Raw genomic sequence first — 23,186 nt, 5'->3', positions numbered from 1 at the left:
CCACGCTCACGCCACGCGCCCCTGGGTGAGCGAGCGAATTCCCGCACCGCCCTCCGCCAGCATTCGGTAGATGCGCTCATAACCGGCAGCCATGACCGGCAGATCGAAGCGCTCCTCGGCGTCTCGGCGGCACTCGGCGGGATCGATCTCTCCAGCCCGCTGGACGGCGGCGCACAGCGAGTCGACGTCGTCGGCGATGAAGCCGGTGTGGCCGTGGCGGACGATCTCGGGGACGCTTCCGCGGCTGGTAGACACCACGGGCGTGCCGCACGCGAGAGCCTCGACCATCACCATCCCGAAGGGCTCCTCCCACTGGATGGGGGACAGCAGACACGCGGCCATTGAGAACAGCTCGCGCTTGAGGGTCGCGTCCGCCTCTCCCACGAACTCCGTGTCGCGCCCAAGCATGGGCCCGATGACGCGATCGAAGTACTCCCTCTCGGGACGTTCGTTGAGCTTGCCTGCCAGAATGATGTGCTTGCCAGCCTTGCGCGCTATCTCGATCGCGAGGTGGGCGCCCTTATCCGGGCTGAAGCGGCCGATCCACAGCACGACGTCGCTCTTGTCCCTGCGAAAGGGGAACGACGCCACGTCGACCGCGTTGTGCACGGTTCCGACCCAATTGAGGTCCGGTGCCTGCACACGCTGCGCATCGGAAATGGCGACGATGTCGATCGTGGGACCCAACCGGCGAAAGTAGTCGCCATTGGGACCAGCCACTGGGCCGTGCATCGTCACGACAGTGGGTAGCCGTCTGCCACGCGCGAGCAAGGGACCCGCGGCCGAGTGGTCGTGGATGAGGTCCAGGTCCAGGACCGACAGGGCTCGGCTCGCCTCCGCCGCGTGTACGAGTTCGGGCATGGCATCGGATCCGAGCAGATGCGAGGGAGGCTGCTCATGGCTGCAAATGAAGTGTTGTGCCTTCGTGCCGGGGTTGCCCGCGGCGATAAGCGTCACCTCGTGGCCACGGGTGACCAACTGATCGACGAGCGATGCGACCACCGCTTCCGTGCCGCCGTATCCGCGCGGAGGTACCGTGAACCACGGCGGGGCGACCATCCCGATCCTGAGGGGCCGACTGGCGGCGCCCGCACGCGATGCGTTCTCTATTTCGGCGATCTGCGACATTCGGACACCTCCCCGCGTCGCGCTGCCCCGGGGTGGGCGGCGATTACGAAGACGAGGCCTGGTTGCCAGCATAGGCTCTTTCCGGATACAATCGCAACTTAGAGTTGCGCTGGCCAGACACTTGCTTCTCCAGGGTGCTTGGGGAAGGGGATGATCGCTTAGTGATTGACCCCATCGCCGCGCCACGAACGGCCGCCTTGAAGCAGGACCACTCCAGGCCAAGCGGCATCGGCTCGGTTCCGCATATTGAAGCGGTCGTCACCCTCATGGAGGGCTCCACGTTTTGCGTGTCGCAAACGAACGGCGACATCATGCCTCACCAGGCTGACGGTTTGTTCGTTCAGGACACGCGCGTGCTGTCCAGGTGGCAGCTGCGCATCGATGGTCACGAGATCGAGCCGCTCAGCGTCCTGTCGGCCGAGCCGTACGAGTGCCGGTTTGTGGGTCGCATCCCCGCGCGACCGGGGAGCACCGAGCCGACCGTGATCGTGGCCCGCCACCGCATGGTGGGGCAGGGAATGCGCGAGGACATCGCGATCGCCAACTATGGGCACGAACCCGCGGGTCTGGATATCGCGTTGCACGCTGACGTCGACTTTGCCGACCTTTTCGAGGTGAAGGAACGCAGGGCGGTGCGACCCCTCGCCGTGATCTCGGCCGTGGACCGCAACGAGTTGAGTTTCCGCGTCGCGGCCGTGGCGACGGACGAGCGCGGCGTGCGGATAGGATCTCCTGACGGCCAAGCGGTCCCCGGTGCCCTCACTTTCCGAGTCGTGGTCCCGGCTCACGGGGAGTGGCGCACAAGTGTCGAGGTGCTCCCCACCGTCGCAGGAATCGAACTCGCCGCCACATATCCACTCGGCCGCCCCCTCGAGTCCACCGAGCCCGCCCGCCGCATGCAAGATTGGCACGACGCGATGCCAACGGAGTCGGTCGACAACACCGTGCTCGCGGCGGCGTTGTCCACGAGCAAGCGCGACCTTGGTGCGCTCCGCATCATCGACCCCGCATATCCGGAAGACGACGTGGTGGCCGCCGGTGCGCCGTGGTTCATGGCCCTGTTTGGACGCGATTCCCTCCTCACGAGTTGGATGATGCTTCCCTTCGCGCCCGACTTGGCGCTCGGGACTCTGCGCACCCTTGCACGCCTGCAAGGTACGCGAGAGTCGCCCATGACGGAGGAGCAGCCTGGCCGGATTCTCCACGAGGTGCGGCTGGGTGCCGACCAATCGCTCGCCCTCGGAGGCGACCGCGTTTACTACGGCTCGATCGACTCGACGCCACTCTTCGTGATGCTCGTCGGCAGGGCGTATCGCTGGGGCGTGCCCTTGAGCGAGCTCGCGGTACTGCAGCCCGCCGTCGACAGGGCGATCGCCTGGATCACAGACCACGGAGACCGCGACGGCGACGGTTTCGTCGAGTACATGAGGGGCACCGACCGTGGGCTCCTGAACCAGGGTTGGAAGGACAGCTCCGACTCGGTGGCGCACAGCGACGGCAGGAATGTCGAGCCGCCCGTCGCACTGGCCGAGGTCCAGGCCTACTGCTACGCGGCCTACCTGGCCGCGGCGGACCTCGACGAGGCAAACGGCAACACCGAGAGGGCGGAACACCTTCGGGGCCGAGCCTCGGCGCTGAGAGCGCGCTTTCATGAGTCGTTCTGGATGCCTGACGAGGGCTTCTACGCGCTCGCTCTCGACGCACACAAGGAGCAGGTGCGTGTGGTGACCTCGAACATCGGGCACTGCCTGTGGTCTGGCATCGTCCCAGAGGAGGTGGCCGACCAAGTGGTCGACCGCTTGCTCGAGCCTGACATGTTCACGGGATTCGGCATTAGGACCCTGTCTTCGCAGTCACTCCGCTACAACCCCGCCAGCTACCACAACGGCTCGGTTTGGCCGCACGACTCCGTATTGACGGCGGCAGGGATGGCCCGTTACGGCAGGCGCGATGCGGCCGTGAAGGTGACCACCGGGCTGCTAGATGCGCTTGAGGCCTTCGGCGGTCGGCTGCCTGAGTTGTTCTGTGGGTTTCCGAGGTCCGATGCGTCCGTCCCCATTCCGTATCCGACATCGTGCTCTCCGCAGGCATGGGCCGCAGCCACGCCCTTCGAAATGTTGCGAATTTGCATGGGCATGGACGCGGATGTTCCACGGGGCGCCTTCAAAGCGTGCGCAGTGCCCGCCGTGATCGGCAGAGTGCGCCTGCGAGGCCTGTCCTTGGGTGACATTGAGGTCGACATCGACGCCGACGAAACGGGCGCAGTGGTGACCGGGCTCCTTGACGGGATGGGGACCTCGTGCGGCGATGGGGCACTGACGGCGCCAGTTGCGGACGTCTCTGGGGCGGCGTGGCGCCGGTAGGTGGAAGCAACCTGCCAAAATGCCCATAGGTCCCGCTCAAAAAGGTCCACAATGGGAACGTGACTGACCCAGTGTTGCTCGTCATTGTCGTGGTGACGGCCCTCGCCTTCGACTTCACCAACGGCTTCCACGACACGGGCAACGCTATGGCCACGTCCATTGCGACGCGTGCGCTCAAACCCCGGCAGGCCGTCCTGCTTTCCGCGACTCTCAACATGGTGGGCGCCTTTTTGTCTCTCACTGTCGCCGCAACGATCGCCAAGGGGATCGTCGACGCGGGGGTCATCACGCTCGACGTGGTGCTCGGGGGCCTGGTCGGCGGAATCGTGTGGAACCTCGTCACATGGGTCTTGGCGATCCCGTCCAGTTCCTCCCACGCCCTCGTCGGCGGGATGGTGGGAGCCGTGTTGGCGGCGTCGGGGACCGACGGTGTGCTGTGGCACGGACTGGTCGCCAAGGTGCTCATTCCTGCCCTCCTGGCGCCAGTGGTGGCGATCATGGTGAGCTCGGTTGGCACGCGGTTGGTGTTCCGCTCCACCAAGGACGTTCCTCAACGAGAAAACGACCGCATGTTTCGGTGGGGCCAAATCGGCTCAGCCTCGCTCGTGTCGCTCGCGCACGGTACCAATGACGCCCAGAAGTCGATGGGAATCATCCTTCTCGCCCTGATCGCCGGCGGAGCGGTGGGTCAAGACTCTTCGGTGCCGTTCTGGGTCATCATTAGCTGCGCGATGGCGATGGCGCTTGGAACGTATACGGGCGGCTGGCGCGTGATTCGCACCCTCGGCAAGGGCCTCGTGGAACTGGAGTCGCGCCAAGGCCTCGCCGCCGAAGCTTCGACCGCCACCGTCATCCTGCTGTCGAGCCACTTCGGCTACTCGCTGTCGACAACGCACGTGGCCACCGGCTCCGTGTTGGGCTCAGGTGTGGGCAAGAAGGGCGCTTATGTGAGGTGGTCAGTGGCGGGACGCATGCTCACAGCATGGCTCGTGACCGTCCCCGCAGCGGGCTCTGTAGGTGCAGCGTGCTATGGACTCGACCGACTAGCCGGCCCGTACGTCGTCTTCGCCTTCTTGCTCGTAGCCGCAGGCGCCCTTTATGGGCGGTCAAGGCTCAGGCCCATCAACCACGCCAACGTCAACGACGCGTGGGACGGGCCGTCCGACGCGACATCGACGATAGGGGAGTCGATCGTCGACCACGACCCGACGCTGCTCTCGCACTCGCCAGAGGATCACACCGAACCGATGGCACAAAGGTAGGTTTGCCATGACCGGCTATATCGAATGGGGCGCCCTCGGCAAGATCGTGGTCGTCGGGCTCGTCGTCGGCGCGGGCCTGCCTGCGCTATTCGCCGTGGGTGTGCGCTCGCTTGCCGGTCCCGGGTCCACGAACGACGTTGGGCGCCGGCCGCGTTCTCGTATCGCGTTGGCGCTGGCCTGCTTCGCGGTGATCGTCGGCGCGATCGTGACCGCCATCGTGATCATTGGCAGAGGCGGCCACTAATTTCTCCTCGTACGCAGGCATAATCGCCTGTTCGGGTGATTTGGCGGAGATGCGTTCGCCGACGGGCGTCGAGAACACCACCGCGATGCGCGCACAATTCACCGCCGGGCCCTAGGCTCGACATGTGCTTGACCTAGAGACGTTGCGCGTCGTACAGGCAGCCGTCGCCGTCTGCGCGTTCGTGCTGGTGTTTCTGGGCACGTATCGCACCACGCGCGCCCCCTTTGCTGGGTGGTGGAGTGCGGCGCTCGCCGCGTCCGGGCTGACCACCGTGATCCTCATGACGGGCGAGGCGTCCCTTTCCGTCGGATGCGCCGCGTTCGGCAACGCGATTTCCGTGGTGGGGGCCCTCTTCACCTGGGTGGCCGCACGTTCTCTGCGGCAGAGACGCCTCCCTTGGTGGGTACCCGTCGTCGTTGGCGTTGTAGTGGCAGTGGGGACGGAAATCGAGCATCCTAGGGGTGACGCGTGGCCTGGTGGCGCTGTCCTCTTGGTGGGGATGTCGCTCTTTGTGGGTCTTGCAGCGAGCGAGCTATGGGCCCTCCGTCACGAAGATAAGCGAGCGGCGAATCGAAGATCGGCCGACGGGGAAAAGATCGCGGCAATCGTCTCGATGGCGGTCGCATCAACCGTGTTGTCGGCGTTCTACGCCATGCGGGTCGTGGCGTACGCCACCGTCGGGCCAGCGTCGTGGTTTTACGAGACGTGGGCGGGTCCGTTGATGACCACGTTCCTCATGACGTTGGTACTACTCGTGGTCACGTATAGCGTGACAACCCTCAGCAACGACAGGTTGGCCCGCCACTGGCAGCAACGGGCGATGAACGATGACCTCACGGGTCTGTTGACGAGGACCGAATTTGGTCAACGTGCTGGGAGCGTGCTGAGAGCCGCGCCGGGTGGCACCGAACCGGCGGTGATCGTCGCCGATCTCGACCACTTCAAGGCCATCAATGATCGTTTTGGCCATGCGGCCGGCGATAGGGCTCTGGTGTCGTTTGCCGACGCCGTGCGGCAGACCCTGAGCACACAGGACGTCGCGGCGCGCTTTGGCGGCGAGGAGTTTGTGTTTCTGATCGCTGACGCGGATCGACAGCGCATCGGCGAACTGGCGCGCGACATCGATCAGGCCTTTGCGGCTGCAGCTCCGGACCCTGAGGTCTGGCCAACCGTGAGCTACGGCGCGGCCTTGTGGGATCGTCGCGACTCTCTAGACCAACTGATCGTCAGGGCAGATGGCGCGCTGTACGAGGCCAAAAGGCGAGGGAGGGCACAGACAGTGATCGACGAGGGCTCTGGCGTCCGCTGAGGTTTTCGCTGGGGTTTCGTTTCAACTGCGAACCCATGGCCGGACGTCCCGCGCGAAGCAGCTTCATCGCCGCTAGCGTCGATGGAAATGATTCCCTTCTATGACCCGCAGCGCACGTACGAGGACAACTACGCCCTTGGTCCCTTTGGGGCCTTCCGCGCGTCCTCGCCCTTTGTGCGCGCCGAGCAGCCGCGGTCGAGGTTTTTGGGCCAGCCCGTCACCCGCCCATTTGGCATTCCGGCAGGACCTCTCCTGAACGCGGCGTTTTGTGCCGCGGCCTTCGGTCACGGCTTTGACGTCAACGTCTACAAGACCGTCCGCACCCGCGCACATCGCGCCTACCCCTTCCCAAACACCCTGGCGGTTCACGTCGACGGTGCCTTGACGATGGAGCGCGCCGCGCGCCCCGTCACGGCCGATTCCGACTTCCGACACGTTGAAAGCATCACCAACTCCTTTGGAGTGCCATCTCGCGATCCCGATGAATGGCAGCCCGACATGGCCAAGGCCGTTCAGTCCGCCGGTTCGGGCCAGGTGCTCGTGGGATCGTTCCAGGGGACACGCTCCGATGGCCATTCAGCCGACCGTATGGCGGCGTACGTGGCGGATCATGTGCGCGCGGCGACTCTCGTCGCGGAGACGGGCGCGAAGGTACTTGAGCTAAACCTCAGTTGCCCCAACGAGGGCGCCTCGAACCTCTTGTGCTTCGACACGCCGACGGTGGTGAAAATCGTGGAAGCAATTCGCAACGCGATTGGTGACATGCCGCTAGTGCTGAAGTTGGCGTATTTCGCGGAGGACCCGCCCCTCGCGAAGCTGGTAGCGGCAACGAGTTCGTTGGTGGACGGATACGCGGCCGTCAACACCATTCCCGCCACTCTCGTCGGCGCCGACGGAGGCCAGGCTCTGCCAGGCAAGGGACGCGAGGTGGGCGGAGTATGTGGTGCCGCAATCGCGTGGGCTGGCCTCGAGATGACCGAACGCCTGGCCACCCTGAGAGACCGTGGCAACCGCGACTTCGCCATCGTCGGCATCGGCGGTGTGAGAACGGAACACGACTACGCGACCCTACGTCACGCGGGCGCGGACGCCGTCATGAGCGCGACTGGCGCGATGTTCGACCCCCTGCTTGGGGTGCGGATACACGGCGTCGCCGAGGCATCCCGTCCCGCCTGACGGCGCCGCCACGGACCAAAGGCCCACATCCGCATCGGTCCCACATTTAGTGTTGGTGCATCGCGCTTTGCACTACATCTAGTGTTTAGCGCCCCCAAGGGTGTGACCTGAGTCCCGGGTGCACCCAAGCCAAGACCCCACTCGAGGAGAGCCATGAGCATCACCGAAGTCGACCCTGCGGCACAATCCTCGAAGGCATCTGCTCGAGCCACGCTCAATGTCGTCAAGCGCGATGGCCGGACGCTTCGCTTTGACGACAACCGCATCCGTTCCGCCGTGCACAAGGCATTCGTTGCGGTCCACGGCGACCTCAACGAGATGCACGTCCGCACGATCCGCGGTCTCATCGACCAGATCGACGCCGAACTCGCCGAGCGCTTTCCAACATCGGTCAAGATTTACGAGATCCAGTCCGTGGTCGAGCACGTGTTGCTCGAGGCACGCGAGTACGACGTGGCGCGCGCCTACATCGACTACCGAGTCCAGCGCGACTTCGCACGCAGCAAGTCCACCGACCTCAATCATTCGATCAACCGCCTGCTCGACAAGGACCAGGCCGTTGTCAACGAGAACGCGAATAAGGACTCGGACGTCTTCAACACCCAGCGCGACCTCACGGCGGGCATGGTGGGCAAGGCCATTGGCCTGCGGCTACTTCCCGAGCATGTGGCGAACGCCCACCAAAAGGGCGACATTCACTACCACGACCTGGACTACCACCCCTATGCGCCGATGACTAACTGCTGCCTCATCGACTTCAAGAACATGCTTGCCGGGGGCTTTCGCATCGGAAATGCCCAGGTCGAGCCGCCCAAGTCGATTCAGACTGCCACGGCGCAGATCTCGCAGATCATCGCGAACGTCTCATCCAGCCAGTACGGCGGTTGCACCGTCAACCGCATCGATGAGTTGCTGTCTCCATACGCCGCGCTCAACTTCGCGAAGCACGTCGCCGATGCCGAGGAGTGGGTGACGGACCCCGAGCGCCGCAAGGAGTACGCACAGTCGAAAACTCGCAAGGACATCTACGACGCGATGCAAAGCCTCGAGTACGAGATCAACACGCTCTTTACCTCCAATGGTCAGACCCCATTCACGTCGGTCGGCTTCGGCCTTGGCACCGGCTGGTACGAGCGCGAGATCCAGCGCGCGATTCTCAACATTCGCATCAAGGGCCTGGGGAGTGAGGGTCGCACCGCGATCTTCCCCAAGTTGCTCTTCACGGTGAAGCGGGGCCTGAACCTTGAGCCAGGAGACCGCAACTACGACATCAAGTCCCTTGCGGTCGAGTGCGCCACCAAGCGCATGTACCCCGACGTGCTGAACTACGACAAGATCGTCGAGCTCACGGGTTCCTTTAAGGCACCCATGGGTTGCCGCTCGTTCCTGCAGGGCTGGGAGGACGAGGCCGGCAATGACGTGGTCGAGGGCCGAATGAACTTGGGCGTTGTCACGCTCAATCTGCCGCGTATCGCGCTGGAGGCGCGGGGGAGTACCGAGGTGTTCTGGTCGCTTCTTGAGGAGCGTCTCGAGATCGTCCACGATGCGCTCGTTTACCGTGCGGGACGCTGCACCGAGGCCGTTCCAGGCAACGCGCCCATCCTGTACGTCCACGGCGCGTTCGGGCAGAGGCTTTCGCCGCTCGACAGCGTCGACACGCTCTTCAGGAACAGGAGGGCGACCATCTCGCTCGGCTACATCGGCCTGTATGAGGTGGCGACCGCCTTCTTCGGCGGTGCATGGGAGTCCAACCCGGAGGCCAAGGAGTTGACGGTCGACGTCCTGAAGAATTTGCGGGCCCACGCGCTGGAATGGACGGACGAGACCGGCTACTGGGTCAGCGTCTACTCGACGCCCTCCGAGAGCCTGACGGACCGCTTCTGCAGGCTCGACAAGGAGCGCTTCGGTGAGGTGGCGGACATTACCGACAAGGACTATTACACGAACAGCTTCCACTACGACGTGCGCAAGAACCCCACGCCGTTCGAGAAGCTTGACTTCGAGGCCGAGTATGCCCAGCACACCTCCGGCGGGTTCATTCACTATTGCGAGTACCCCGTGCTGCAACAGAATCCCAAGGCGCTCGAGGCGGTGTGGGACTACTCGTACGACCGCGTCGGGTACCTGGGCACCAACACGCCGATCGACCGATGCTACGAGTGCGGATATGCGGGCGACTTCGACCCGACCGCTCGCGGATTCAAGTGTCCTGGCTGCGGTAACGAGGACTCGCGCACGTGCGACGTCGTCAAGCGCACCTGCGGCTACCTGGGCAACCCCCAGCAGCGGCCGATGGTGCACGGGCGTCACACTGAGATCTCGGCCCGCGTCAAGCACATGGCGGACGACATTCGCGTGCCGCTTTCCGCCACCGACTAGGGGGCCGTAGCGATGTCGCTCACGCCGATACCTCGCCTGTGGGTCGCCGAAAAGGTGAGTCACAGCCACGTGGCCGAGTACAAGCCGTTCTCGTTTGTTGACGGCGAGGGCGTGCGATGCAGCCTTTATGTGAGCGGCTGCCTCTTCAAGTGCGACAACTGCTTCAACGAGGCGGCATGGAGCTTCAAGAGGGGCGCGCCGTTCACTCGAGAGCTTGAGGATCGCATCATGACCGATCTGGCGCACGAGTCGGTCGCCGGGCTGTCGCTCCTGGGCGGCGAGCCCTTCCTCAACACACAGGTGGCGCTGAGCGTCGTCAGGCGTATACGCGCGGAGTTTGGAGCCTCCAAGACCATCTGGAGCTGGACCGGCTACACGTTTGAGGAACTCGTGGGCGAGAGCGCGGACAAGCAAGAGCTCTTGAGCCACCTCGACGTCTTGATCGATGGCCGATACGAGCATGAACAACGCGACCTGACGCTGGCATTCAGGGGAAGCCTCAACCAGCGGGTCCTCGATGCGCGCGCCTCGCTTCAAGCGGGCGAAGCGGTGCCGTGGGAGCGCTCGGTCTGAGCCAAACCGAGGCGCGCGCGGCCCGTCGAACCAAACAGGCGTACGGTGAAGTAAGGGCGCCCTAAGCGCCCGGACCCCTCCGACTTCCCGCCTGGGTTCTCGCTCAAGAGAGCAGGTCGTTGAAGACGACCAGATCGGTCAGCGTCATGACCATCGCACCTGGAGCACCGCTCGGCCGCAGCAACGAAGCGCCCGACGCGACAAACATGAAGGCCCTCGTCTACGAGGGACCCGGCAAGAAGGCCTGGAAAGACGTCCCAAGGCCGGTCATCACCAGCCCCACCGACGTCGTCGTCAAGATGATCGCCACAACCATCTGCGGCACCGACCTCCACATCCTCAAGGGCGACGTGCCCGAGGTTGAGGTGGGCCGGATCCTTGGCCACGAGGGCATCGGAGAGATCACGGAGGTGGGGGAGGGTATCACCCAACTGGCCGTCGGCGACCGCGTGATCCTCTCGTGCGTCAGCTCTTGCGGGAAGTGCGCGAATTGCCGCCAGGGCCTCTACAGCCACTGCCTCGACCCGGAGGGAATCGCCGGCATCGGCTGGATCCTCGGCTACATGATCGACGGGACGCAGGCGGAGTATGTGCGCGTGCCCTTCGCCGAAAACTCCGTGTACAAGTTGCCCAAGGGCATGACCGACGCGGAGGGCATCCTGCTTTCGGACATCCTGCCGACAGGCTTCGAGATCGGCGTGCAATACGGACAGGTGAAGCCGGGTGACGTGGTCGCTGTGATCGGCTCGGGGCCTGTTGGTCTCGCGGCCGTCATGACTGCGCGGCTATACGGACCTTCGAAGATCATCGCGGTGGACCTCGATTCTGCCCGGCTCAAGCGCGCGGCGGGCTTCGGAGCGACGGACACCGTCAACTCCGGAGACAAGGACTGGAAGAAGCAGGTCCTTGCGCTGACCGACGGCCAGGGCGTGGATGTCGCAATCGAGGCCGTGGGAATTCCGCTGACGTTCACCATGGCGACAGAAGTTGTGCGCCCCGGAGGTCACGTCGCCAACATCGGCGTGCACGGCAAGCCCGTGGAACTGAAACTCAACGAACTCTGGATCCGCAACATCGGCATCTCGATGGGGCTCGTCAACACGAACACCCTGGGCATGCTGCTCAAGCTCGTCGCCGAGCACAAGCTCCCGGCCAAGAAGTTCGTTACCCACGAGTTCACGTTCGACGAGATGCTTAAGGCGTACGACGTCTTCGGCAACGCGGCAGGGAACGACGCGCTCAAGGTGCTCATTCACTAGAGGCGCACAGGGAAGGGCATCCCTAGGGAACAACGCACCCTGGGGCAATCGCCCGAGGTCGCGGACTCCCGTCAGGAGCGCCTACGAGTGACGCGGCTTGCGACCCTGGCCATCCCCATAACGGGGCCGATCCCCCTTGGGCGCGTGGTCGTGGCGGGGCGGACGCCCGTCCCCATAGCTCGACGAGGTGCCACCGTCGAGCTTGATGTCAATGAGCACGCCGCTGATGCGCGTGCGAGCGAGCTTGCCAAGCACATCGCCCGGCAGGTTCGCGGGGAGGTCTACAAGAGAGAAGTTGGGGTGGATCTTGATCGCTCCGAAGTCACCACGGCTCAGGCCGCCCTCATTGGCGATGGCGCCGACGATCTGGCGCGGCTCGACCTTGTGGCGCTTGCCCACGGCGATGCGGTAGGTGGCGGTCGGTCCCGCAGAGTCGCGGCGGTAGCGCTCAGCCTTGGGACCATCCTGACGCACGCCGTGCAGCGGGCGCTCCTCCCGCACGAACTGCGGCGCACGGGCCTCCTCGGCGGGGTCGAGCAGCAGGGGAGTGTCGCCTTGGGCGACGACGGCGAGGGCCGCGGCCACGTCGCCCTCGGGAACGTCGTGGTTTGCCACGTAGTGGCCGACGATGTCGCGGAACGCCTGGATCCGATCGCCCTGAGCGAGCGCCATCGTGATGCGATCATCGAAGCGTGCGAGGCGGGTGGCGTTGACGTCGTCGACGCTGGGCAGGAACATCTGCGTCAGCGGCTGCCTCGTCGCACGCTCGATCGAGGTGAGCATGCGGCGCTCGCGCGGCGTGACAAAGCTGATGGCATCGCCCGTGCGACCCGCGCGGCCCGTGCGGCCGACGCGGTGCACGTATGACTCCGTGTCGATGGGGATGTCGAAGTTCACGACGTGGCTGATGCGGTCGACGTCGAGCCCGCGGGCGGCAACATCGGTCGCGACCAGAATGTCGAGTTTGCCATCCTTGAGCTGCTTGATGGTGCGCTCACGCTGGGCCTGCACCACGTCGCCGCTGATCGCCGCCGCCGCATAGCCCCTGGCACGGAGCTTCTCGGCGAGCGTCTCGGTCTCGTTTCTGGTGCGCGTGAACACGATCATCCCCTCGAAGTTCTCGACCTCGAGGATGCGGGTGAGAGCGTCGACCTTCTGGGGATAAGAGACCACGAGGTAGCGCTGCGTGAGGTTCTCCGAGGTGGTCGTCTTCTCCTTGACGGTGACCTCTTGAGCGTCGTGGAGGTACTTCGCGGAGAGCCTGCGAATCTGCTGGGGCATCGTGGCGGAGAAGAGAGCAACCTGCTTGGTTTCGGGCGTTTTGGCGAGGATGATCTCGACGTCCTCGGCGAAGCCCATCTTGAGCATTTCATCGGCCTCGTCGAGCACCAGGTACTTCAACTCGGAGAGGTCCAGGGTGCCCTTTTCAAGGTGGTCCATGATGCGGCCGGGTGTGCCGACCACGATGTGGACGCCGCGGCGCAACGCCGACAGTTGCTGCCCGTAGCCCTGACCGCCATAGATGGGGAGCACGTGTACGCCCGCGCTGTGACCCGCGTACTTCTCGAATGACTCGCACACCTGCAGGGCCAGCTCGCGAGTGGGCAGGAGAACGAGGGCTTGAGGGTTCTTCTGAGCGCGGTCGAGGTGTTCGAGGATCGGGAGCGCAAAGGCGGCGGTCTTTCCGGTGCCCGTCTGCGCGAGGCCGACGACGTCGCGCCCAGCAAGGAGGTGGGGAATCGTGGCCGCCTGAATCGCGGATGGCGTCTCGTATCCGGCCGCGCGAAGGGCCTTGAGAACTGCTTCACCCAATCCGAGTTCGGCAAACGTGAGGTCGTGGTGGGACTCGACGGCCGTATTAGCGTCGGCGGAATTATCGGAAGGCATACCCTAACGGTAGTGCGTCGGCGCGGCGGCGGCTCCCTCAAGCGTCCCGGGCGGTGAGTTCAGCGCCCCCGGCGCCAAGTGGACGACGAGTTTCCCCGTCGCCCACCAGTCACGATCAAATGCGCCTACTTTTTGCTTCCGAGTGTGGAGTACAGCGCCAGAACGACGCCAACGACAAGCACGACGAGCTTGACCGAGAGATCGAAGCCGGACCCGCGAAGCATGTCGACAACCATGATCACGGTGATGGTCGATGCGGCAATGGCACAGTACGAGGCATAGACCCGATTGCCGATGATCAGCAAGAGGGCCACTCCTAGGCCTACGACCAACAGCACGAGCGAAGTGGTGTCCTTGAGGGAATCGGTCGCGAAGTTGAGACCAGTTCCTGTGAGGAGCACTGCGAATGCAATCAGTAGGCCACCGAGGACCCCGAAATTCTTGCGGCTCATGAGCCACTCCTTTGCCTGCTGGGCTCGTGCGACGAGGCCGCATGCGCCCGTGCTACAGACGTAGCTACTCCACGCTAGCAGCGGTGCTGCGCCGGTGGGCCGGGGACTTGTCGCGCGGGGCGTGCGCGGGCGACTTAGCGGTGAGAGGATGCTGAAATGGACAAGCGAGTTTTGGGCAATGGCCTGCCGGGCGGCGGCCTCGAGGTCTCTGCCATCGGGTTTGGCTGCATGGGCATGAGCATGGCTTACGGTCCGGGTCCGGACCGTGCCGACAACATCAAGCTGTTGCGGGACGCGGTCGAACTTGGCGTCACCCTGTTCGACACCGCCGAGCTCTATGGCCCCTTTCACAACGAGGTGCTCGTGGGGGAGGCGCTTCGTCCAGTGCGAGACCAGGTCGTCATCGCCACGAAGTTCGCCTTTGACATCACGCCCGACGGCAAGAACCACGGCCCTAACAGTCAGCCCGAGCACGTAAAGAGGGTAGCCGACGAGTGCCTGGCGCGCCTCGGCATCGACGCGATCGATCTGTTCTACCAGCATCGCGTCGATCCGAACGTCCCCATCGAGGACACCGCGGGGGCCGTCAAGGATCTCATCGAGGCAGGCAAGGTGCGCCACTTCGGGATGTCCGAGGCCAGCGCGGCGACGATCCGCCGCGCGCACGCGGTCCATCCCGTGACGGCCGTGCAGGGCGAGTACTCGCTGTGGGAACGTGGCCCTGAGGGCGCGGTACTGACAACACTGGAAGAGCTGGGCATCGGCTTTGTCGCCTACAGCCCACTCGGGCGGGGCTTCCTTACGGGGAAGATTGCGGTGGACACGGAGTTCGCCGCAGGCGACTTCCGCAACAGCGTCCCTCGCTTTGCCGCCGAAAGCCGCTCCGTCAATATGGCTCTCGTGGAGCTCATGGCCGACATCGCGACCAGAAAGGGCACGACGACCGCCCAGATCGCGCTCGCCTGGCTGCTCGCGCGGAAGCCGTGGATTGTGCCGATCCCAGGGACCCGCCACCTGGACCGGCTGACCGAGAACCTGGGGGCGGCCGACCTAGTGCTCACGCCCGACGACCTTGCGGAGATTGCGGCCGCCTCCGACGCGGTGACCATCCAAGGCGCGCGCTACCCCGAAGCCGCGATGAAGTCGCTGGGGTTGTAGGGGGAGTCACCCTCCTCAAACGGGTGTGCCGTCAAAGGAATGGCACCCTGAGGGCCCGGACGTTCCCGTCGTCGTCAAGAGGCTCTTGCCTTGGGACGCCTTTGGCGACGCCGCCGAGCACGACGCGCTCAAGGTGCAGATTGACTTGTGGTGGGTTTGCGCGGATCGGTCTGCCAATCCCGGGCGACGCGGGGGCTCACGTCCACGGCGACGTACAGGTTGGCGCCCTCCGGTGCTGGGCTGGGCGACGGAGTGCTGTAGCCCTTGTAGTGCGGTGCGCCGGGGCTGATCGTAATGTCGACGTACGCGTCGCCGGTAGTGACGCTCGAGAGGAAGGCCTCTCCGCGGGGTGCGCAGCAACCCTCCCCGATGGCGTACTCCGGAAAGGCGGAGAGGTAGAAATTCCGCACATCGTCGATCGAAGCGGTTGTCGCGTACACGACGGTGATGCTCGGGTCCCGGGCGGTAATGGAGCTGTCGCTGCCCAAGTCCTCGGCATAAGCGACCCGCACCCCTTGCGGCGGCGGGGACGTCACGATATCGAGCGCGGCCAGCCGCTGCACTGTCTCCTTCGCACCGGGTGGAGGCCCATCGCACCCCGCGACCGCGAGGATCACGCACAACGCGGCGATCGCCGCCCGAGGCGCCGAAACGGGCAAGAGCGCAAGTCCGCGTCGCAACATCTGGTCCCCCAAAGGTGATGCCGATTCTTAACGCAGACCCTATCCGGATCGCCGCCGATTTATGCGGTGGGCGTGCGGTCACGCCTCCCGTGCGGCGAGTGCACCCTCGGTAGCTGCGATGATCGCGGAGTCATCGGGCTTGACGGTCGGCTGGAATCGGGAGACCTTTCCGTCCGGCGGCACCACAAACTTCTCGAAGCTCCACTTGATGCGCCCTGTCTTGCCGTTTTCGCAAGGGAACGACGTGAGCACCTTGTACAGCGAGGGCCCGTGGTGGGGCGGGCCCTAGCGGTTCTCGCGCAGCGCCAGCGCGCCCTTGAGGGAGACCTTCTTGCCGTATTCGATGGAGCCGTACTTGAAGATCCGCACGGCGATCTGTAGTACGACCGCGGAGAGCCCGTAAAGCACCACGATGTCGATGATCGCGACCCATAGCGGCAGGGAGCCCAATGCGTTGCGTACCAGGGCGGTGACCGGTGCGGTATACGGGAAGAACGTGAACGCCTGCACGATTGGTGCCTGTGGCGACGTCACGATAAGGGACACCGCATAGATGGGAAGGAAGAGCGTAATCACCATGCCGGCGAAGAACGGGGCCGCGTCCTTGACCGTCGGCATCGCCGCACCGATGGCCACAAGCGTCGCGGTGAAGAGGGCAAAGCTGCCCACGAGGAGCAGCGCCCCGATGATCATCGGGCCCGCCTGAAATTGAAGTGTCGACAGGTCGACGTTGGGGATGCTCAGCTTGTCTCGGAAGGCCATGTAAGCAATTCCCACAGGGATTGCGAAAGCGACCATCTGCACGAAGCCGATGACGAAGAGCGAGACCACCTTGCCGACGAGGAGGGTCTTTGCCCTGATCGTGGTGAGGATCATTTCCGTGACCCTGTTCTCCTTCTCCTCGACGGTTGCCGACAGCATCTGATTGCCCATCAGGATGATCACGATGTACAGCAAGACCAGGTAGAGCATCGGCGGAATCACCGACTCGATCCCCCCTGCGACGCGACCGTTCTCGAACGTCGTGCTGTGGGTCGTTGCGGCGCCCTGAACAATCGCACTCAATTCCGGTGAGCCGATCTTTTGGGTTGCGCTGGCCTTCAGAAGGTTGATGGCCGCTGTCGAATACTTGCCGTTTCCGAAGACGCCGTCATTGACGCCATAGACCTCAATGGGCTGCTTGCTGGGGTCCTTCGGGTACACGAAGAACGCGGTCACCGAGCCCGACTTCACATCCGCCAGGCCCTGGTCGGCACTGCTGACGACTGTGCCCTCGGCCGCCTTCGCCAAAGCCGGATCGATGAGGTTTGACTCGTCGACGTACTCGAACGTGAAGCGCGAACTCGATTGCGCTTGAGTCGCGGCGTTGGAGGAAGTCCCCGAGAGGAACGAGATGGCGAAGATGACCACCAAGAGCCCGGGAACGAGCAGAGTGGCGAGCCAGAACCGCTTCTTGGAAAGCGTTCGTCGCACCTCAAAGCCAACGACCTCGCGGAGAGCATGCCTGCGCATCATCACTCGACTCCCGTCGCGTCGGCGCCGTAAATTTCGATGAAGATGTCGTCCAAGGACTTCAGCGTTGGCGTGAAGCTCCGCACCGCGATCCCGGCAGATACCAGGGAGGAGAGGATGGTCGAGGTGTCGACGTCGTTGCCGACCTCTAGCTCGGTGCGACCCGGCGACGTGGCGACGATGCGGTAGGCATCGGAAGTGGGGACCGTCCCATCGGTGTCGATATGGATACGCGTGCCGCCGAACTCGGCCCTCACCTCATCGACAGTGCCGTACGCGCGCGCCTTGCCGCCCTTGAGGAGCAGGATGCGGTCACACAGCCGCTCGACCTCCTCCATCTGGTGGGTCACCATCATGACGGTCGCCCCGGCGCGCTTCTGGTCCTCGATGATTTCCATCAGCAGTCTCCTGTTGACGGGGTCGAAGCCCTTGGTCGGCTCGTCGAGGATGAGAAGCTCGGGGCCATTCATGATTGTGACGCCCAGCTGGACCTTTTGCTGCTGGCCCTGCGACAACTTGTCGATGCGAGCAGCCGCCTTGTCGGCAATTCCCACACGTTCGAGGTAGTCCAGCGACCACTTCCTGGAGGCAGCGTGCCCGAGGCCCTTCAGCCTGCCGAAGTACATCATCACATCGACGACGGACTCCTTCTGATACAGGCCGCGCTCTTCCGGCAGGTACCCGAGCCGATCCCCGTTATCCGGGCTAAATTCCCGTCCGTCGATGTGCAGCAGCCCGCGAGTTGGCTGGTAGATGCCGAGCAGCGCCCGAATAGTGGTCGTCTTGCCCGAGCCGTTGCTGCCGAGAAAGCCGAAGGTCTCTCCGCGCCTGATCTCAAAGGACAGGTCCTGGATGACCTCCGTGCGACCGAAGCTCATTCCGAAGTGTTCAACCCGCACGAGTGGATTGCTGGTGGTCGAACTCGCGGCAATGCTCATGACGTCCATGCTAGGTCCGGTGATGCCTGGGAGATTGCCGCGCTACAGCGCTAGCCCTACCAGCCGGAGGGCTTGTAGTCCTTGAGGAAGACCCCGAACAGGTCCTCGCCAGCCTCGCCACGAACGATGGGGTCGTAGACGCGCGCCGCGCCGTCCACTAGGTCGAGGGGCGCGTGGAAGCCCTCTTCGGCGAGGCGGACCTTGGTGGGGTGCGGCCTCTCGTCGGTGATCCAGCCCGTGTCGACGCTCGTCATGAGGATGCGGTCGGTCTCAAACATCTCGCGCGCGCTCGTGCGCGTGAGCATGTTGACCGCGGCCTTCGCCATGTTCGTGTGCGGGTGGCCTGGGCCCTTGTAGCCGCGGCCAAAGACTCCCTCCATCGCCGACACGTTGACCACGTAGGCGCGTCCATTGCGCCCCGCGCGGGCGGCCTCCGCGAGCCTGCCTCGCAGCTTGCTGATCAGAATGAACGGCGCGGTCTCGTTGCACAACTGCACCTCGAGCATTTCAAGCGCGTCCACCTCACCCACGGCCTGCACCCAGCTGTTCGAGTGGTGGAGATCCGGGAGAAGGCCGCCCGCGTCGATCGCCGTGCCATCGGCGAGGCGCGCGAGCGACGACGAGCCCGCGGTGAGGGCCATGTCGGTGAGCGTCTGCGCGTTCAGACGCGCCGCCGAGGCCCCGTCGGCAGGAAGCGCGGCTGCGGCGAGAAGCGGATGTGCCTTGACCGAGTCCTCCAGCGCGTGAGGGTGAATGTCCCTCGTGTGTCCGAACGTCAGCACGGTCGGCCCTCGCCCCTCCGGCCAGAGGTTCGGCTCGATGGGGACGGATTCGGCGTCCGCGAGGGGGGCGTAGGCGCCGGGGGAGCGACGCACTGTCTGGGCGGCGTTGTTGATCAGGATGTCGAGCGGACCCTCGGCTCCCACCGCATCGGCCAGCGCGACCACCTGAGCGGGGTCGCGCAGGTCGATGCCGACCACATGCAGTCTGTGCAGCCATTCCGCGGCGTCGTCCATCGCGGCGAAGCGACGTACCGCGTCCTTTGGGAAACGTGTGGTGATGGTGGTGTGGGCTCCGTCCCGCAGCAGGCGCAGGGCGATGTGCATGCCTATCTTGGCGCGACCACCCGTGAGGAGGGCGCGCTTGCCCGTGAGATCGGCGTGGGCCTCGCGCTTGGCGTGGCTGACGGCGGCGCACTCGGGACACAACTGGTGATAGAAGGCGTCGACAAGGCTGTACTTCTGCTTGCAGATATAGCAGGCGCGCGGCTTGAGGAGAGTGCCTGCGGTAGCTGCCGAGGCACGTGCCTCGAGCGTGAGGCCCCTGGTCTCATCGTCGATCCGGTCGGATGCACCGGTGGCCGTGGCCGCGACGACCTCCTTGTCGGCCTCCGCGATGGCCGAGCGCTTCTCGCGCCGACGCTCCTGCTTCACGGCCTTGAACATGTGGGACGTGCCCTGGCGCACCGCGATGAAGTCGGCGTGGTCCTCGCTCAACCCGCGCAAGCTGGCCAGCACGCGCAGCGTCGTCGCAAGGTCTTGGGGGTCGACCGAACCGGCGACGTTTTCGGGGGGGTCGGCATCGGTGGGCACGGGAAGGAGCCTACCCAAGCGCCTTGCTTGAGGCATTCTCTCGGGACACTCCGAGTGCACTCGGCGAACTCTGGGGGAGCCTCTGCGTGAACTCCCAGCAAATCTGGCGTTAACTTGGGGCAATCGCCGCCAGCATCGTGCATAGCGCGGCTACACGAGTCGCCGACGGCGGGAGAATTACTGATGAGTTGGACCTTCAACGGGTTGCCCTTGCATCCACTCCTTGTGCACGCGGTAGTGATGCTGGCTCCCTCAGCGTCGATCGCGGCCATTCTTGGAACGGTGTGGCCCGCCGCCCGACGCAAGTTGGGGATCGTGACGCCCATCCTCACGCTGGCCGCGGCGGCGAGCGCCGCGATCGCCATGCAGGCGGGCGAGTATCTCCACGCGCACGTGACGGATACCAAACTCATCGATGCACATATTCACGGCGCCCAGGCCGTTCCCCCATGGATGATCTTCATGGTGGCCGCGGTGTGGGGCCAGTGGTATTGGTTCCGGTATCAGGCAAAGCGGGCCGCAGCGGGGCAGGCGCCTGCGTTGAGCGCGTTACTGAGCCGAGCAACGACCTGGGCGCTCGGCGCCCTGGTCATCGTGGCATCCGTAGGCGCCACCACCATCATCGCGCTGGTAGGAGACGCGGGAGCCAGAGCCGTGTGGGAAAGCACATTCCACTAGTCGGTCGAACACACGCTCAAGGGGGCCTTGGCATCAACTGCCGGGGCCCCCTTGGCGTCGACGCTCGCAACGCCGTCCAAAGGGCTCAGCGCAACGGCGGGGTGGGGGAGTGCGGGTGGCCCCTACGCGCGATACGCTCGCGCGGCCTGAACGAAGCCTTGGTAAAGTCTCGCGCCGCCCGGGTCTTGCTCGGGATGCCACTGCGCTGCAATGCAGAACGTCAGCGAGGGGTCCTCGACGGCCTCGATCACGCCATCGTCGCTCCAGGCAGACACCACGAGACCCGCCCCGAGGGCATCGATCGCCTGGTGGTGATAAACGGGAACCTCGCGTGAAAGGGGGTGAAGTGTCGCGAGCAGGGTGCCCTCGATGACGCGCACGGGCACCTTCGCAAAGACGCCGTTTTCACCCTGATGTCGAGGCGAACCCACCACATCGGGAAGATGCTGGTGAAGCGTCCCGCCCCGCAGCACGTTGAGCACTTGCGCCCCGCGGCACACCCCGAGCACCGGCATATCGGCTTCGAGGGCCGCCGCTAGAAGAGCAAACTCCCACGCGTCCCTGTCGTTACGCGGCGCATCGGTCTGGGGGTGCGGGGAGTGACCGTAGGCGGCCGGGTCAACGTCGTATCCGCCCGAGACACACAGGCCATCGAGTCCGTTGAGGATGCGCGACACCGCTTCGGGGTTCACCTCTTGGGGAGGCAGGACAACGATGCTCGCACCAGCGGCGGCAATCGGCTTCACATAAGAAGTCGGCAAGAAGACGGCGGGTACATCCCACACGCCCATCGTCGCTTGCTCGAGGTAGCTAGTGACACCGATGATCGGTCGGCTCGCGCTCACTCCCACCGTCCGATAGCTACGAGGACCTCTTTCAAAACGTCAGCCCTGTCGCTGACGATGCCGTCAACGCCCATCGCGATCAGCCGTTCCATCTCGGCCTTGTCGTTGATGGTCCACACATGTACCTGCTTGCCTGCCGCGTGCGCGGCGGCGATGTGGCGCGCGGTGAGTATTCGTACGGCCCCCAGCTTGACGGGAACCTGCACCGCGCCGACCGCAACGAGGGGCGCCGCCATGTTCGCGCCAATGAAACCGCCCGCAAAGAACGCGGCGGCCTCTCGGGTACCGGCCGATGTCGCGACGGGCTTGCTGAGCAGCGCGACGGTCGCCTCTCGCCTGACGGTCGAGAACGATGCGAGGCACACCCTGTCATGAGCACGAGTCCGTTCGATGGCGTCGGCGGTGGCGGCGATGCCCGACGTCCCCTTGACGTCGATATTCACCCTCAATGTGGGCCACGTGCCGAGCAGGTCCTCGAGCAGCGGGACCGGCTCGACGCCGCCGATCTTCGCGCCCTTCACCTCGGCCCAGTTCAGATCGGCGACGTCGCCATGACCATCGGTCGTGCGGTCAAGGGAGGCATCGTGCAGGGCCACCGCCTTGCCGTCCTTGGTGCCGTGAACGTCGGTCTCGACGTAGCGAAAGCCCAGGTCCACCGCTGCCCTGAAGGCCGCCATGGAGTTCTCGAGCCCGTCGAGCGAAAAGCCCCTGTGTGCAAGCGCGACCACGGTTCCGCCGTTGTCAAAGTAGCCGTTGCTCGTCATGCCGCCACACTATCGAGCCATTCAAAGACTCCCTGGAAGTAGTAGGCGCGCGGCTCGTCACGCGAGAGGCTCAACTCGTGAACGCCTCCGGGAACCACGAGTTCGGTGACGCGCTCACCCAGCAGGGGAGCCATGAGCGCAATGTGGGCGACATCGAGGACGGTGTCCTGGGAGTCGAGCAGAGGATTGGAGGCGACGTCTGGGCCCGAAGAGTCCGAACGGGCCACGAGAACGGGCACCGACAGTCCGAGCCCCCTCGCAATGCGCGCCTCCGCTACCCGCACCGCGTTCGCCCACGCCACCCTTGCGGGCAGGCCGTGCGGCCGCTTCCAGGTGACATCAAAGTCCCAGCGACCGCCCCCGCTCACGTGTTGGTGGGTCGCGTACACGGAGGGCCCATGCGATACGACGCCGCGGGGCCTCAAGGTCGACAGCACGGGCAAGGCGTGCGAGCCCGCGCGCTGCAACGGACCGTAGCGCTTGCCGAAGAGCGGCGAGTCAAGGATGACGCCTGCCAATGCGGGGTGGCCGCGGTCGGCGGCCCATATCGCGGAGGTCAACCCACCCGTCGAGTGTCCGTGGACCACGATGGGTAGGCCCGGATGAAGGTCCGCGATCGCACGAACCGCGGCATCGATGCCGTCGCCCTGCTCGGCCACGTCCGCCATGTAGTGGGGAATATCGCCCGCAAGAAGCGACCGACCCGCTCGGGCGAGGTCTACCGCGTAGAACACGCGCCCGGAATCCACGAACGCGTTGGCAAGGTGTGTTTGGAAGAAATAGTCGTTATAGCCATGCACGTGGAGGACGGCCGACTTAGGGGCGTCGGGCTGGTCATTAGGACGCACAAGGGTCGCCGTTCCCAATCGGGTTCTTGAGAACCCCGTGAGAACGTCCTCGGTCCAATCCGCGTCCACTATCCCCATGAGTTCAGGCTAGCCGTCCTTGCCCGGAGAGAAGGCGCGGCGCAACCTCTCGTTCACC

General features: G+C 64.8%; 21 protein-coding genes. 10 read left to right on the top strand and 11 right to left on the bottom strand.

Annotation, left to right across the window (positions count from 1 at the left end; genetic code table 11):
• Positions 1-6 precede the first annotated feature (6 nt).
• On the bottom strand, positions 7-1,128 hold the full coding sequence (locus tag BKA03_RS07810; RefSeq protein WP_218856001.1) for a glycosyltransferase family 4 protein: 1,122 nt from the start codon (positions 1,126-1,128) through the stop codon (positions 7-9).
• Between the two features lie 161 nt (positions 1,129-1,289).
• On the opposite strand from BKA03_RS07810, the gene BKA03_RS07805 reads away from it, so the two are divergent.
• From BKA03_RS07805 to BKA03_RS07770, 8 genes are all read left to right on the top strand, one after another.
• The gene (locus tag BKA03_RS07805) at positions 1,290-3,491 is read left to right on the top strand and encodes an amylo-alpha-1,6-glucosidase (protein ID WP_218856000.1); all 2,202 of its coding nucleotides are present in this window, start codon (positions 1,290-1,292) and stop codon (positions 3,489-3,491) included.
• Between the two features lie 59 nt (positions 3,492-3,550).
• A complete protein-coding gene (locus BKA03_RS07800) occupies positions 3,551-4,753 on the top strand; it encodes an inorganic phosphate transporter (RefSeq protein ID WP_308477958.1) in 1,203 nt (400 codons plus the stop codon).
• A gap of 7 nt (positions 4,754-4,760) precedes the next feature.
• The gene (locus BKA03_RS07795; RefSeq protein WP_179397849.1) at positions 4,761-4,997 is read left to right on the top strand and encodes a hypothetical protein; all 237 of its coding nucleotides are present in this window, start codon (positions 4,761-4,763) and stop codon (positions 4,995-4,997) included.
• Positions 4,998-5,121: 124 nt separating this feature from the next.
• Positions 5,122-6,306: a GGDEF domain-containing protein gene (locus tag BKA03_RS15555; RefSeq protein WP_179397848.1), complete on the top strand. Its 1,185-nt coding sequence runs from the start codon at positions 5,122-5,124 to the stop codon at positions 6,304-6,306.
• Between the two features lie 87 nt (positions 6,307-6,393).
• Positions 6,394-7,482, top strand: a complete 1,089-nt coding sequence (locus tag BKA03_RS07785) for a beta/alpha barrel domain-containing protein (protein ID WP_218855999.1) — start codon at positions 6,394-6,396, stop codon at positions 7,480-7,482.
• 153 nt (positions 7,483-7,635) lie between these two features.
• Complete coding sequence (nrdD, locus tag BKA03_RS07780) at positions 7,636-9,861, top strand: anaerobic ribonucleoside-triphosphate reductase (RefSeq protein WP_179397846.1); 2,226 nt, start codon at positions 7,636-7,638, stop codon at positions 9,859-9,861.
• Positions 9,862-9,873: 12 nt separating this feature from the next.
• Positions 9,874-10,434, top strand: a complete 561-nt coding sequence (gene nrdG / locus BKA03_RS07775) for an anaerobic ribonucleoside-triphosphate reductase activating protein (RefSeq protein ID WP_179397845.1) — start codon at positions 9,874-9,876, stop codon at positions 10,432-10,434.
• Positions 10,435-10,640: 206 nt separating this feature from the next.
• Positions 10,641-11,693, top strand: coding sequence for a zinc-dependent alcohol dehydrogenase family protein (locus BKA03_RS07770; RefSeq protein ID WP_179398151.1), 1,053 nt, complete (start codon positions 10,641-10,643; stop codon positions 11,691-11,693).
• 81 nt (positions 11,694-11,774) lie between these two features.
• On the opposite strand, the gene BKA03_RS07765 is transcribed toward BKA03_RS07770, so the two are convergent.
• Both BKA03_RS07765 and BKA03_RS07760 read right to left on the bottom strand, forming a co-directional pair.
• The gene (locus tag BKA03_RS07765; RefSeq protein WP_179397844.1) at positions 11,775-13,580 is read right to left on the bottom strand and encodes a DEAD/DEAH box helicase; all 1,806 of its coding nucleotides are present in this window, start codon (positions 13,578-13,580) and stop codon (positions 11,775-11,777) included.
• Between the two features lie 125 nt (positions 13,581-13,705).
• The gene (locus BKA03_RS07760; RefSeq protein WP_179397843.1) at positions 13,706-14,032 is read right to left on the bottom strand and encodes a hypothetical protein; all 327 of its coding nucleotides are present in this window, start codon (positions 14,030-14,032) and stop codon (positions 13,706-13,708) included.
• A gap of 156 nt (positions 14,033-14,188) precedes the next feature.
• Here BKA03_RS07760 and BKA03_RS07755 point away from each other — a divergent pair, with 156 nt between their 5' ends.
• Complete coding sequence (locus BKA03_RS07755) at positions 14,189-15,190, top strand: aldo/keto reductase (RefSeq protein WP_179397842.1); 1,002 nt, start codon at positions 14,189-14,191, stop codon at positions 15,188-15,190.
• A 128-nt stretch (positions 15,191-15,318) separates the two neighbouring features.
• Here the strand turns inward: BKA03_RS07755 and BKA03_RS07750 are convergent, their stop codons facing one another.
• From BKA03_RS07750 to BKA03_RS07730, 5 genes are all read right to left on the bottom strand, one after another.
• Positions 15,319-15,873, bottom strand: coding sequence for a hypothetical protein (locus BKA03_RS07750; RefSeq protein ID WP_179397841.1), 555 nt, complete (start codon positions 15,871-15,873; stop codon positions 15,319-15,321).
• 78 nt (positions 15,874-15,951) lie between these two features.
• Positions 15,952-16,125, bottom strand: a complete 174-nt coding sequence (locus BKA03_RS07745; RefSeq protein WP_179397840.1) for a hypothetical protein — start codon at positions 16,123-16,125, stop codon at positions 15,952-15,954.
• Between the two features lie 33 nt (positions 16,126-16,158).
• The gene (locus BKA03_RS07740; protein ID WP_257020117.1) at positions 16,159-17,388 is read right to left on the bottom strand and encodes an ABC transporter permease; all 1,230 of its coding nucleotides are present in this window, start codon (positions 17,386-17,388) and stop codon (positions 16,159-16,161) included.
• On the bottom strand, positions 17,388-18,323 hold the full coding sequence (locus BKA03_RS07735) for an ABC transporter ATP-binding protein (protein WP_179397839.1): 936 nt from the start codon (positions 18,321-18,323) through the stop codon (positions 17,388-17,390). Before BKA03_RS07735 ends, BKA03_RS07740 begins: the two co-directional genes overlap by 1 nt.
• A 56-nt stretch (positions 18,324-18,379) precedes the next feature.
• Entirely contained in the window at positions 18,380-19,951 is a 1,572-nt protein-coding gene (locus tag BKA03_RS07730; RefSeq protein WP_179397838.1) for an SDR family NAD(P)-dependent oxidoreductase, read from the bottom strand.
• 147 nt (positions 19,952-20,098) lie between these two features.
• On the opposite strand from BKA03_RS07730, the gene BKA03_RS07725 reads away from it, so the two are divergent.
• Positions 20,099-20,593 carry a DUF2231 domain-containing protein gene (locus tag BKA03_RS07725; protein WP_179397837.1) on the top strand — a complete coding sequence of 165 codons (495 nt, stop codon included), beginning with the start codon at positions 20,099-20,101 and terminating at the stop codon, positions 20,591-20,593.
• A 122-nt stretch (positions 20,594-20,715) separates the two neighbouring features.
• Here the strand turns inward: BKA03_RS07725 and BKA03_RS07720 are convergent, their stop codons facing one another.
• From BKA03_RS07720 to BKA03_RS07710, 3 genes are read right to left on the bottom strand one after another with little or no spacing between them, the layout of a single operon-like run.
• Positions 20,716-21,438: a gamma-glutamyl-gamma-aminobutyrate hydrolase family protein gene (locus BKA03_RS07720; protein WP_308477956.1), complete on the bottom strand. Its 723-nt coding sequence runs from the start codon at positions 21,436-21,438 to the stop codon at positions 20,716-20,718.
• Positions 21,435-22,202, bottom strand: a complete 768-nt coding sequence (locus BKA03_RS07715) for a glycerophosphodiester phosphodiesterase family protein (protein ID WP_179397836.1) — start codon at positions 22,200-22,202, stop codon at positions 21,435-21,437. Before BKA03_RS07715 ends, BKA03_RS07720 begins: the two co-directional genes overlap by 4 nt.
• A complete protein-coding gene (locus BKA03_RS07710) occupies positions 22,199-23,128 on the bottom strand; it encodes a serine aminopeptidase domain-containing protein (protein WP_179397835.1) in 930 nt (309 codons plus the stop codon). Before BKA03_RS07710 ends, BKA03_RS07715 begins: the two co-directional genes overlap by 4 nt.
• Positions 23,129-23,186 lie beyond the last annotated feature (58 nt).

Origin of the sequence: Demequina lutea, from assembly GCF_013409005.1 — a bacterium.
Taxonomy (GTDB): Bacteria; Actinomycetota; Actinomycetes; order Actinomycetales; family Demequinaceae; genus Demequina; species Demequina lutea.
This window is presented reverse-complemented; position numbering and strand designations above follow the sequence as displayed.